The sequence below is a fragment of the Echinimonas agarilytica genome (assembly GCF_023703465.1).
GTDB lineage: Bacteria > Pseudomonadota > Gammaproteobacteria > Enterobacterales > Neiellaceae > Echinimonas > Echinimonas agarilytica.
Genome location: NZ_JAMQGP010000001.1, coordinates 1,013,516 through 1,025,463 on the forward strand (window position 1 = coordinate 1,013,516; position 11,948 = coordinate 1,025,463).

Annotated in this window: 11 protein-coding genes and 1 other RNA gene; 7 read left to right on the forward strand and 5 right to left on the reverse strand. The window is 49.9% G+C overall.

The genetic code is table 11. From position 1 onward, the window contains the following. Position 1: 1 nt before the first annotated feature. From rpiA to NAF29_RS04255, 4 genes are all read right to left on the reverse strand, one after another. Positions 2-661 (reverse strand): ribose-5-phosphate isomerase RpiA, encoded by a 660-nt coding sequence (gene rpiA / locus NAF29_RS04240; protein ID WP_251260234.1) that lies wholly within the window; start codon positions 659-661, stop codon positions 2-4. A gap of 68 nt (positions 662-729) precedes the next feature. Next, positions 730-1,341, reverse strand: coding sequence for a 5-formyltetrahydrofolate cyclo-ligase (locus NAF29_RS04245; RefSeq protein WP_251260235.1), 612 nt, complete (start codon positions 1,339-1,341; stop codon positions 730-732). A gap of 143 nt (positions 1,342-1,484) precedes the next feature. Further along, positions 1,485-1,668: non-coding RNA, 6S RNA (gene ssrS / locus NAF29_RS04250), on the reverse strand. 45 nt (positions 1,669-1,713) lie between these two features. After that, positions 1,714-2,034, reverse strand: coding sequence for a cell division protein ZapA (locus NAF29_RS04255; protein ID WP_251260236.1), 321 nt, complete (start codon positions 2,032-2,034; stop codon positions 1,714-1,716). A gap of 247 nt (positions 2,035-2,281) precedes the next feature. Between NAF29_RS04255 and NAF29_RS04260 the strand changes: the two genes are divergently transcribed. The 7 genes from NAF29_RS04260 (at position 2,282) to gcvP (ending at position 11,450) form a co-directional block, all read left to right on the forward strand. After that, a complete protein-coding gene (locus NAF29_RS04260) occupies positions 2,282-2,848 on the forward strand; it encodes a UPF0149 family protein (protein ID WP_251260237.1) in 567 nt (188 codons plus the stop codon). Between the two features lie 15 nt (positions 2,849-2,863). Further along, positions 2,864-4,216, forward strand: coding sequence for a Xaa-Pro aminopeptidase (gene pepP, locus NAF29_RS04265; protein ID WP_251260238.1), 1,353 nt, complete (start codon positions 2,864-2,866; stop codon positions 4,214-4,216). 14 nt (positions 4,217-4,230) lie between these two features. Then, complete coding sequence (gene ubiH / locus NAF29_RS04270; protein ID WP_251260239.1) at positions 4,231-5,481, forward strand: 2-octaprenyl-6-methoxyphenyl hydroxylase; 1,251 nt, start codon at positions 4,231-4,233, stop codon at positions 5,479-5,481. Beyond that, positions 5,468-6,673 (forward strand): FAD-dependent oxidoreductase, encoded by a 1,206-nt coding sequence (locus NAF29_RS04275; protein WP_251260240.1) that lies wholly within the window; start codon positions 5,468-5,470, stop codon positions 6,671-6,673. The genes ubiH and NAF29_RS04275 overlap by 14 nt, the downstream gene beginning before the upstream one ends. Positions 6,674-6,906: 233 nt before the next feature. Continuing rightward, positions 6,907-7,992, forward strand: a complete 1,086-nt coding sequence (gene gcvT / locus NAF29_RS04280) for a glycine cleavage system aminomethyltransferase GcvT (protein ID WP_251260241.1) — start codon at positions 6,907-6,909, stop codon at positions 7,990-7,992. Positions 7,993-8,076: 84 nt separating this feature from the next. After that, positions 8,077-8,466 carry a glycine cleavage system protein GcvH gene (gene gcvH, locus NAF29_RS04285; protein ID WP_251260242.1) on the forward strand — a complete coding sequence of 130 codons (390 nt, stop codon included), beginning with the start codon at positions 8,077-8,079 and terminating at the stop codon, positions 8,464-8,466. Between the two features lie 104 nt (positions 8,467-8,570). Beyond that, positions 8,571-11,450 carry an aminomethyl-transferring glycine dehydrogenase gene (gcvP, locus tag NAF29_RS04290; RefSeq protein ID WP_251260243.1) on the forward strand — a complete coding sequence of 960 codons (2,880 nt, stop codon included), beginning with the start codon at positions 8,571-8,573 and terminating at the stop codon, positions 11,448-11,450. A gap of 277 nt (positions 11,451-11,727) precedes the next feature. On the opposite strand, the gene NAF29_RS04295 is transcribed toward gcvP, so the two are convergent. Continuing rightward, positions 11,728-11,948, reverse strand: a 221-nt coding sequence (locus NAF29_RS04295) for a transposase (RefSeq protein ID WP_251260244.1), incomplete at its 5' end; no start/stop codon positions are given.

The following is an 11,948-nucleotide window of genomic DNA, read 5'->3' on the forward strand; positions in this document are numbered from 1 at the left end:
ATTATTGAGTAAGCGTGACGACGCCGTCTTCCGTGCCTAATAGGCATACGTCGGCACCGCGATGGGCAAACAGGCCATTGGTCACGACGCCCGTGATCATGTTTATTTCCTGCTCGAGCTTGGTCGGTTCCATGATTTGTAGGTTGTACACATCTAAGATCACATTGCCGTTATCGGTGATCACGCCCTCGCGCCATACCGGATCGCCACCAAGCTTCACCAGCTCGCGGGCAACATAACTACGTGCCATTGGAATCACTTCAACCGGAAGCGGGAAGTCTCCCAATATGCCAACCTTTTTACTGCCATCAGCAATACACACGAACTTTTTAGCAACCGCAGCGATAATTTTTTCGCGGGTTAAAGCAGCACCGCCGCCTTTAATCATGTGCATGTGTTCGTTAATTTCATCGGCCCCGTCTACATAAACCTCAATTTCATCCACTGCATTGAGTTCGTAAACTGGAATACCATAAGACTTCAATTTCTCTGTCGAGGCGTCTGAGCTTGACACCGCGCCTTCGATTTTATGCTTGATTGTGGCCAAAGCATCAATAAAGTGGCTGGCGGTAGAGCCTGTTCCAACACCGACTACAGTGTCTTCTTGCACGTATTCTAACGCAGCCCAACCAACGGCCTTTTTGAGTTCATCTTGAGTCATAAGAACGATCACCTGAAAGCAATGAGCGCGCATTATATCCGAATAGTGGGCTCGCTGAGAATAGACGTTTAGACGTCTTTTTGATCATTCTTAATAATTATTGATGGTGTGACCACTTGATCTAGCGGAACATCCCAATTTGCAACGGGCAATTTCGCCACTTTTTGGCAGTCGTGTGCAACGCCAATTAATGCCGATTTAGCATGGCGTTGCTGTTGCCAAGACGCCAAAGTGCGGTCGTAATAGCCGCCTCCCATACCCATTCGGTTGGCTTGATCATCAAACCCCACTAAGGGCAACACCATGCAATCGAGATGTGCCACGGGCAACACATCGAGCACGTTGAGCTGGGGTTCGAAGATGCCGTAACAGTTGCGAACCATCGGCGTGGTTGGCTCGTAGCGTAAAAAGAGCAGGTGATGCTTAGAAAACGGGTGAAGTACCGGTACGGTCAGTGTTTTGTGCTCATGCCAGCACCAATGAATCAGAGGCGCTAAGTCAATTTCGCCATCGCCGGCCAGATACACTGCAAGCGAATTTGCATGCTTAATAGCATCGACTTGCTGAAGATTTTCAAGCAATGCATGGCTTGCAAGGCTCTGCTGCTTGGCACTTAACCCTTGGCGCTGCTGGCGTAATTGTTTTCTAAGGGCAGCACGAGTGGCCATTAAGTCAGTCATTTAACAAAAGCTCCAAACCAAAAGGTACATCTGAAGTTTGCCACAAAGCATGTGAGCAGCACATCTTTTGAAAAAGCGATTGGCGCGGGAATTTAATAATGACGTTTGAGTGAAACGTTGTGCGAGATGAACGAATAAGAGATAGGTGCCCCAAGGTGCCGCTGCATGGCGTCTGCCCTTGAACCATATGGTTCAAGGCGGAATAACAATCATTTGCCGCAGGCTTCTCAGTTTAGTCTGAGCTTGCACAATAGCACGTGAAGCTATCCCTAAAAGAAAGATTATCGGCTCAGGGACTTAACCTGCTGGCCAACACCCCAGGGTAACTGTCTGCAAGTTGCCTTGCTGACACCTGTTATTGTTCGCAGTTTTCTAACCGTTGTCAACCATTGTCCGAGGCTTGTTCAGTGCGCGTTCAACTGTGGCCTGTAAGGTTTTGATTCGACTATCCATTGACTTAATATAAGCCTCGCTTCGGCGTTGTTCCAACAACAAGTCATGGCTCAAATTTAAAGCAGCGAGCAACGCAATTTGCTCAATATTGTGTTGAGAGCGCTCGCCACAGAGTTGTTCAAGTTTTTGCTCTAAAATGGCCGCAGCTTCTCTTAAATCGTGAGTTTCTTCTTCGGCACAGCGCATGGTGAACTTACGCCCAAGCAACTTAATTTCAAACTCTTCGTTGGTCATCCTCATTTGGCCCTGCTGGTCGTCCTAGTCCTTCTCTAAGGGTAGACGCTATATCGTTGCTATTGTGCAATATTGAATTAATCGGTCAATTGAATTTCAAAGGCATCGAACCAATGTCTGAACGAGGGGCACAAGTATCTCAGCTTTTGAGAGGTTCGATGGGTGTCAAAAAGCTGATTAATTCGTTCTGTGCGGTTGGTGCGAACAGTACGTGGTGATAGCATATCAACACTATTTTTTAGAGGGACGGTGTATGTACCAGGCTCCTAGTTTATTTGAGGCGTTAACAGAAGCCCTCAATAGCAAATCTTTATTGACTGACGCCGCTGAAGTTCACGGCATTATTGTGGGTCAGTTGAGCGGTGGTTTAGCGCACGAAGATGAATCGTGGCGTGCCAGCTTGGTGGACCTTGTCAACAACGGTGAAGCATTGCCCGTTGAAGTGATGCGCCTTGTGGACGACATGCGTAACGTGACGCTTGAAAATTTAATGGACGATCAACTCGGGTTTCGTTTATTGCTCCCCGACGATAGCGCGCCTTTTGAAGAGCAAATTGTAGCCACAACACAATGGGTTCAGGGTTTTTTAGCGGGCTTTTCTATTGCTCAACCTCAACTCAAAGATGCCAGCGAAGACTTGCAAGAATGCATTCGTGATTTGAGTGAAATTGCCTTATTAGATGTGCCAGAAGATCCCGACGAAGAATCTGATATTGCCTTAAACGAGCTGCATGAATACATCCGTATTGCCGCCATGATGGCGTTTGCCGAATTTGGTTTGCCGCCGAACAAAGCCCCTGAAAAACCAGCGCTTCACTAAATCGAGTTGTCCGCCATGAAATCTTTGCCGATCGATGTTTACGCACAGCGCCGCCAGCGCCTATTGTCACAAATGGGCGAGCATAGCATTGCAATTTTACCCGCAGCCCAAGAGCTGACTCGCAGTCGCGATACTGAATACGCGTTTCGCCAAGACAGCTATTTCTACTATCTCTCAGGGTTCAACGAGCCCGATGCATGGTTGGTGTTAAAACCAGCTACAGCCACCGAAGTTGAGCAAAGTATTCTATTTTGTCGTGATAAAGACCGCTTCGCTGAAATTTGGCAAGGGCGTCGCTTAGGAGCCGAAAATGCAGTGCAGCAGCTGGCTGTAGACCACGCTTATGCTCTGTCTGAAATGCCTGAAAAATTGCGTGAACTTGTCAGTGGTACGCAAACTTTGTGGTATGCCCAAGGCACTTATCCAGCCTGTGATGAGCGCATTTCAGCATTGTTGAATGAGTTGCGAAACAATCCGAAAAAAGGCTTGGCTGCCCCCACGCAACAGCACGATATTCGCGTTTTGCTCGACGAAATGCGACTTATCAAAGACGCCGCAGAACTAGATGTGATGCGCCAAGCTGGCGAAATATCAGCACAAGCCCATTGCCGTGCCATGCAAAGCAGCCATGCAGGTGTAGGCGAGTATCAACTCGAAGCTGAAATTCATTATCACTTTGCGCGCAATGGCGCTCGCTTCCCCGCCTATAGTTCAATTGTGGGGGGCGGTGCCAATGCTTGTATCTTACATTACACCGAAAACCAAGACGCCATTGCCAATGACGAATTAGTGCTCATCGACGCGGGCTGCGAATTGGCAGGCTATGCCGCTGATATTACCCGCACGTTCCCGGTGAATGGTGTTTTTACAGAACCCCAACGCCAGCTCTATCAATTGGTGTTAGACGCACAATACGCTGCGTTTAAGCAGGTTAAACCCGGCAGTAACTTTCACGCTGTCAATCAAGCGGCAATTGCCGTCATTGTTAAAGGCTTAGTGGACCTTGGTATCTTATCCGGTGATATCAACACACTCATTGAACAAAATGCCCAACGTGCGTACTTCATGCACGGCATTGGTCATTGGTTGGGGCTAGATGTACACGACGTAGGCGACTACCAACGGATTGACGGCCGCCAAACCCGCGCCTTTGAACCCGGAATGGTGCTCACCATTGAGCCGGGCATCTACATTGATGACACCGCTGATGTTGATCCTAAATGGCACAATATCGGTATTCGTATAGAAGACAACTTACTCATTACTGAAAATGGCTACGAGAACTTCACAGCACAAGTTCCCAAAGAAATAGCCGATATTGAATCGCTCATGGCGAACGCGCATGCCGCTGCTGAAACAGAAATTTAATGGATTCAAACACAATGTCAGACTCGCAGCCCAATACTCACTTTGACCTCATCATTGCAGGTGGCGGTTTAGCGGGTTTGAGTTTGGCTCATGCGCTTCAAAAAGCCCACAACTGGCGAATAGCCATTGTTGAAAGTCACCAGCCAACACCTGAACAACCGGCTAATTTTGATGAGCGTGTATTCGCCTTGTCAGCCATGACGGTGCGAATTCTCAAAACCTTAGGGCTTTGGAATAACATGCATGAACAAGGCGCAGCCATTGGCCATATTCATGTGTCTGATCAAGGCAGTTATGGCAAAGTCCGGTTGTATGCCGAACAGCATGGGTTGGCTGAGTTTGGACAGGTGTTACCGGCTCGAATTTTAGGCCGATGTTTGCAAGATGCCGTGGCCGAATTAGATTTAACTTGGTTTCGGCCCAACAAAATCAGCGCCACATCCATCGACTCCCGCACCCAATTAAGAACCGTCACGCTGGAATCTGGAGACACCCTCACGACCCAACTACTGGTCGTGGCAGAAGGCGCAAATTCAGATACCTGCAAGATGCTGAATGTGAGTGCCCGCGAGCATGATTACGGCCATGTGGCGGTGATCGCCAATGTACAAACCGACGAACCGCACAACAACTGGGCCATTGAACGCTTTACGCCGTCTGGACCACTGGCATTGTTGCCCATGCCAGATAATCGTCGTGCCTTAGTTTGGACGCACGAGCCACAAAAAGCGGCCGAATTGTTGGCCATGTCGGATGATGAATTTAGCCAGCAACTGCAACATGCCATGGGCTATCAATGCGGGCTTATTGAGCGGGTAGGCACGCGCAATAGCTATCCACTGAAATTACGGCTGGTGGAGCAATCTGTGTTTCCACGCGCCGTCGTGTTAGGCAACGCGGCACATGCGCTGCACCCCATCGCAGGGCAAGGTTTTAATTTGGGCATTCGAGATGTCATGGAACTGGCCATGCAATTGAGCAAAACACGGCACGAGCACCCAGAACAACGTGGCGACGTAGGCAACTTTAACGTACTTAACGCTTACCAACAGGCGCGCTTGAGCGATCAAGTGGGTGTGGCCGAATCAACACACGTATTGGCGCTTGTGTTCTCAAACGACATAGCGCCCTTGCAACTTGGCCGCAGCGCCGCACTCAGTGCCATGGCGCACCTTGCTCCGGCTCGTAATTGGCTGGTTCAAAAAGCAATGGGCCTGTCGTCACTATCACAATCTCCAGAGGAATGGCTTCGTGAACAGCGTTGATATTATTGTTGTAGGCGGTGGTATGGTGGGGCTCAGTGCTGCACTTAGCGCTGCCAATAATGGCTACCAAGTGGCCGTGGCTGATGCCGCGCCTGCACCGCAAAAAGCCAGCGATGCGATTTCTAACCGCGTGTCTGCCATTAATCTTAATAGTCAGCATTGGTTAACGCAGCTCGGCGCTTGGCAAGGCATTGAAGCCCAGCGCGCCACGCCTTTTCAGTGGATGCATGTTTGGCAGTCCGACCAACCCGGCGAAGTCACGCTCAAAGGCTCAGACTTAGCAGGCCAAACCGGGGCCAGTGAATTGGGCCATATTGTTGAAAACAATGTGGTGGCGTCGGCGTTACATCAACAAGCGCAGGCTCACGCTAATATTCAACTATTCCAACACGTACAGTGCCAACAGCTGAACTTAGGTGAACGCGAAGCGTGGTTAACGCTCGAAGACGGCACCATGCTCGGCGCTCAATTAGTGGTTGCCGCCGATGGCGCAAATTCTTGGTGCCGCCAGCAAGCCAGCTTACCCATTACATTTCGTGATTATGGTCATCATGCCATTGTTGCCACCGTCAAAACTCAGCGCCCGCACGAACATTGCGCGCGTCAAGCGTTTACCGAACACGGCCCATTGGCTTTTTTACCGCTGCACCAGCCGGACTTGTGTTCCATCGTGTGGTCGGTGCCGCCAGAGGTTGCCACTGAGATTAGCGCGCTAGACAACCCAGCATTCGCCAAAAAACTTACCGCAGCGTTCGACGCCACTTTAGGCGTGTGTGAGTTAGTCAGCCAGCCTACCGTTATTCCTCTCACTATGCGTTATGCACGGCAATGGTTAAAACCCCGTTTGGTGCTCATGGGCGATGCCGCACACACCATTCATCCGCTCGCAGGGCAGGGGGTGAATCTGGGCTTTGGTGATGCACAAGCATGGGCAGAGCAATTACAAGCATTGGCGAATCGCTCGAATCAAGACGAAGTGCTCGACTTGGGTGATGTGAACCATTGGCGTGGTTACGAGCGCGCCCGTAAAGCCGCAGCCATGGAAATGATTGCCGGGATGGACGCCATTAAATTTACCTTTTCAGCGCATCCGGCACCGTTAAAAACACTCATTGGTTTAGGCATGAACTTGGTGGACAAAGCGCCCGTCATTAAAACCCAACTGATCAAAAAAGCCATGGGGCTAGTATAAAGCTCCGCTGAATTGAGAAGTCGCCAGTGACGGCAAAAACGCCACCCTTGGCGCGTTACGTCATGAGCGGATACTTCTCTTTACATGAAAAATGAACGAACACGAGAATTATTCATCATAGAATGGTTCTCGTTCAGTGGTCGCACGGGTATAATCGCGCGCCATACAGCGTTCGATAAAACATCAACATGACCTCGCTCATGTGCGCGTCTTAAAGGCTTAGAGGAATTCCCATGGCACAACAAACTTCCCTGCACCCGCAGCACCTAGAATGCAACGCAAAAATGGTCGACTTTCACGGTTGGGACATGCCACTGCATTATGGCTCTCAGCTTGAAGAACACCATGTTGTGCGTCAAGACGCAGGAATGTTTGACGTGTCTCACATGACCATTGTCGATGTGAAAGGGCCACAGGCTCAAGCCTACCTCCAACGTTTACTCGCCAACGACGTCGCCAAGCTCAAAGTAAAAGGCAAAGCCCTCTATTCAGGTATGTTGAATGAACAAGGCGGCGTGATTGACGACCTTATCGTCTACTTCTTTACTGAAGATGACTACCGCGTGGTTGTAAACTCCGCCACCCGTGAAAAAGATTTAAATTGGATGCAGAAAATTGCCGCCGATTTTGACACCACTCTCACTGAGCGTGACGATCTGGCCATGATTGCCGTTCAAGGCCCCAACGCCAAAGCAAAAGCCGCTGAAGTGTTCAGTGCCGAGCAAAATGCTGCCATTGACGGCATGAAGGTGTTTTTTGGTATACAGGCCGACGACTTATTCATTGCCACCACAGGCTACACCGGCGAAGCCGGTTACGAAATTATCGTTCCTACCGACAAAGCCGGAACACTGTGGAATGCATTATTGGCTGCTGGCGTTAAACCTGCTGGGTTGGGCGCGCGTGACACCTTGAGGTTAGAAGCGGGCATGAATTTATACGGCCAAGATATGGACGAAACAATTTCGCCACTCGCCGCCAATATGGGCTGGACTATTGCATGGGAACCCGCCTCGCGTGATTTTGTTGGCCGCTCAGTATTAGAGCAGCAACGCGCAGAGGGCACCGACGTATTGGTCGGCCTCATCATGGAACAAAAAGGCGTGCTTCGTGCAGGCCAAGCCGTGCGTTTAGGCGACGATCAAGACGCCTGCGGTGTGATCACCAGCGGCACTTTCTCTCCCACCTTGGGCTACTCGGTTGCAATGGCTCGCGTGCCAGCCAATACCGGTGACACAGTTCAAGTGGAAATGCGCAAAAAGTGGGTTACAGTAAAACAGGTTAAACCCGTATTCGTGCGTAATGGCAAAGCTGTTTAAACACCTGCGTGATTTGAATAATACATTGACGATAAAATCGTGTCTGAGCACACACATTGAGTACTAGATTAAAGGATAAGAACCATGAGTAGCATTCCTGCAGAGCTGAAATACACCGCTTCTCACGAGTGGATTCGCAAAGAAGAAGACGGCACATACACCATTGGCATTACCGAACATGCACAAGAGTTGCTCGGTGATATGGTTTACGTTGAATTGCCTGAAGTGGGCGAAGAAGTCAGCGCTGGTGACGACATTGCCGTTGCCGAGTCAGTGAAAGCTGCTTCGGATGTTTACTCACCGTTGTCGGGTGAAATCATGGCTGTAAACGAAAGCTTGGACGATTCTCCAGAGCTTGTGAACAGCGATGCCTTCGGTGACGGGTGGTTCTTCCGCATTAAGCCAACTGATTTAGCTGAGCTTGATGACGTCCTTGATGCCGACGCATACCAAGAAGTAATCGACGACGAATAAGTCGCTCGACCAAATCATTAAGTAGCCCCAATCATTTGGTTGGGGTTTTTGCATTTTTATCCCTCGCTAAAGGGATCTGTGAACGCTGTTTGACGGGTTGTAACATGACGAACGTTTCGCTTTCTGTACTAGAACAAAAGCAGGATTTTATTCGCCGCCACATAGGGCCAGACGCTTCAGAGCAGTCGGCTATGTTGGAGACTATGGGTGTAAGTTCATTGGATGAACTCATTACTCAGACTGTACCTGCTGATATTCGCTTGCCAGCACCTTTGCAAATGGGTGGTGCGCGTACCGAAGTAGAAACCTTGGCTTACCTCAAGTCACTCGCTCAGCAGAATCAAGTGTTCCGTTCACACATTGGTATGGGCTATTCCAACACGTTCACGCCGCATGTGATTTTGCGGAACGTATTGGAAAATCCAGGTTGGTATACGGCCTACACGCCATACCAGCCAGAGATTGCCCAAGGCCGCTTAGAAATGCTGTTGAACTTCCAGCAAATGACACTGGATCTCACCGGATTAGATCTCGCATCGGCGTCACTGCTCGACGAATCAACCGCCGCAGCCGAAGCCATGGCGCTGGCTAAGCGTGTGTCTAAAAACAAAAAATCAAACACCTATTTTGTGGCCGACCATGTTCATCCGCAAACCATCGACGTGGTGAAAACCCGCGCTGAAGCCTTTGGTTTTGATGTGATTGTGGGCGCGTGGAACACCGCCGGTGAGCACGATGTATTTGGTGCATTACTGCAATACCCAGGCACCACAGGTGAGGTGAACGATCTTGCCGAAGTGATTGCTGCCGTACAAGCCAAAAAAGGCATTGTGGCCGTCGCCGCCGACATTATGAGCTTGGTATTGCTCAAAGCTCCAGGCCAAATGGGGGCCGATGTAGTACTCGGCTCTGCGCAACGCTTTGGTGTACCCATGGGCTATGGCGGGCCACATGCAGCGTTCTTTGCAACGCGTGACGCCTACAAACGTTCATTGCCGGGTCGCATTATTGGGGTGTCTAAAGACACTTCCGGTAACGTCGCATTGCGCATGGCCATGCAAACGCGCGAGCAACACATTCGCCGCGAAAAAGCCAACTCCAACATTTGTACGGCACAAGTGCTCTTGGCCAATATGGCGGCGTTTTACGCCATTTACCACGGCCCACAAGGGCTTAAAACCATTGCAAACCGCATTCATCGCCTCACCAGTATTTTGGCGTTGGGTTTGCAGCAAGGCGGCTTGAAACTCGCCAACAGCAGTTGGTTCGACACCGTATTGGTCGCAGTAGACGACAAATCTGCCGTGATAGAAGCCGCACAAGCACGTGGCATTAATTTACGCCTTGATGTGTCGGGTCATGTGGGGATCAGTCTGGATGAAACCACCACCGCGACCAACGTGAATGAACTGTTCGATCTGTTGCTTGGCGAAAGCCACAATGCATCTGTGCAGGTGCTTGACCAGCAAGTGATCGACGCAGCCGGCGTGATCCCAGCAAACTTGCAACGCGATACCGAATTTCTAACTCATCCGGTGTTCAATCGCTACCACTCAGAAACCGAGATGCTGCGCTACATCAAGCGTCTTGAGAACAAAGACTTATCGTTAAACCACTCGATGATTTCATTGGGCTCATGCACCATGAAACTCAACGCCACGGCAGAAATGATTCCTGTAACTTGGCCAGAATTTGGCCAATTACACCCATTCTGCCCACGCGAGCAGGCCAAAGGCTACACCGCAATGATGACCGAGCTGAGTGATTGGCTTATCAACATTACTGGGTACGACGCCTTGCTCATGCAGCCAAACTCAGGCGCACAGGGCGAGTACGCAGGCTTGTTAGCCATTCGTAAATACCACGAAAGCCGTGGAGATGCACACCGCAACATTTGCCTCATTCCGCAATCAGCACACGGTACAAACCCAGCGTCGGCACAAATGGCCAGCATGAAAGTTGTGGTGGTTGCATGTGATACAGACGGCAATATCGACCTCAATGATTTACGTGAAAAAGCCGAAAGCATGGCCGACCAATTGTCGTGCCTCATGGTGACCTACCCGTCTACCCACGGTGTATACGAAGAAACCATTCGCGAAGTGTGTGACATTGTTCATGCCAACGGCGGTCAGGTTTACCTCGACGGTGCCAACATGAACGCCCAAGTGGGTTTAACGTCGCCGGGCTTTATTGGGGCAGACGTATCGCACCTCAACTTGCACAAAACGTTTTGTATTCCGCATGGCGGTGGTGGGCCGGGCATGGGCCCAATTGGTGTGAAACAACACCTTGCCCCGTTTGTGGCAGGCCACGCCGTGGTTGATATGGACGGCGAAGCCAAAGACAACGGCGCTGTTTCTGCCGCTCCGTATGGCTCGGCCAGCATTTTGCCAATTTCATGGGCATACATTGCCATGATGGGCAGCCAAGGCTTAAAGCACGCCACAGAGGTGGCTATTTTAAATGCCAACTACCTCACGCAGCGTTTAAAAGAACACTTTCCAGTGTTGTACACCGGCCGCAATGACCGAGTCGCGCATGAATGTATTTTAGACATTCGCCCACTCAAAGAAGCGTCGGGCATTACAGAAATGGACATTGCCAAACGTTTAATCGACTACGGCTTCCATTCTCCAACCATGAGCTTCCCAGTGGCGGGCACGTTAATGGTGGAGCCCACTGAAAGTGAAGCAAAGGTTGAACTTGACCGTTTTGCCGACACCCTCATTGCTATTCGCCAAGAAATTGCGAAAGTTGAGAAAGGCGAGTGGAGCTTAGAAGACAACCCATTGGTGAATGCACCGCACACGCAGCAAAATGTGATGGGCGAATGGCCGCACAGTTATAGCCGCGAAACAGCCGTGTACCCATTACCGAGTGTGGCTCAGAATAAATTCTGGCCTACAGTGAATCGTATTGACGATGTATATGGCGACCGTAATTTGTTCTGTGCGTGTGTGCCAATGAGTGAATATGAGTAGGTGATGGTGGGGATCAGAGAGTCAGTTTTTGACGTCAATTGAGGATAGAAACTGACGTCAGGCTAAAATCAGAGAGAAGCGAGTACTGCGGGAGTGGTGCTCGCTTTTTTTGTAACTCACTTGTGTCCCAAAACGTGTTTGCAGAACCTTTTTGCTCTAACTTCCTTAATTTTTTCTGTAACACACTGAAAAAAAGCGTTTTTTAACCGATGTAACGATTGCTGAACACGCTTTGAATCTGTTGCTGTATATTTTACTGGTTGTTTATGGCCCTTCATTAATTGTGGTGGGTTGGCGCCAAATCTAACCCTCCAAAATGAAACATGATGGCGTTCTTGTATCGCTCTTTTGAACGAAAGCCATGAGCTCGAACTCTGATGGTTCTTATGCGACTGTTGAGGGCCTCCGCTAAACCATTTGAGACTTGATGCCTCATCGCATTTAGAATTCCCCACAAGCGGCCTTTGATGAGGTTAGCGACATTTGTCAAAGCGGGGA

Coding starts and splice junctions, on each gene's coding strand:
- rpiA (WP_251260234.1), bottom strand. CDS start 661: ATGACTCAAGATGAACTCAAAAAGGCCGTTGGTTGGGCTGCGTTAGAA.
- NAF29_RS04245 (WP_251260235.1), bottom strand. CDS start 1,341: ATGACTGACTTAATGGCCACTCGTGCTGCCCTTAGAAAACAATTACGC.
- NAF29_RS04255 (WP_251260236.1), bottom strand. CDS start 2,034: ATGAGGATGACCAACGAAGAGTTTGAAATTAAGTTGCTTGGGCGTAAG.
- NAF29_RS04260 (WP_251260237.1), top strand. CDS start 2,282: ATGTACCAGGCTCCTAGTTTATTTGAGGCGTTAACAGAAGCCCTCAAT.
- pepP (WP_251260238.1), top strand. CDS start 2,864: ATGAAATCTTTGCCGATCGATGTTTACGCACAGCGCCGCCAGCGCCTA.
- ubiH (WP_251260239.1), top strand. CDS start 4,231: ATGTCAGACTCGCAGCCCAATACTCACTTTGACCTCATCATTGCAGGT.
- gcvT (WP_251260241.1), top strand. CDS start 6,907: ATGGCACAACAAACTTCCCTGCACCCGCAGCACCTAGAATGCAACGCA.
- gcvH (WP_251260242.1), top strand. CDS start 8,077: ATGAGTAGCATTCCTGCAGAGCTGAAATACACCGCTTCTCACGAGTGG.
- gcvP (WP_251260243.1), top strand. CDS start 8,571: ATGACGAACGTTTCGCTTTCTGTACTAGAACAAAAGCAGGATTTTATT.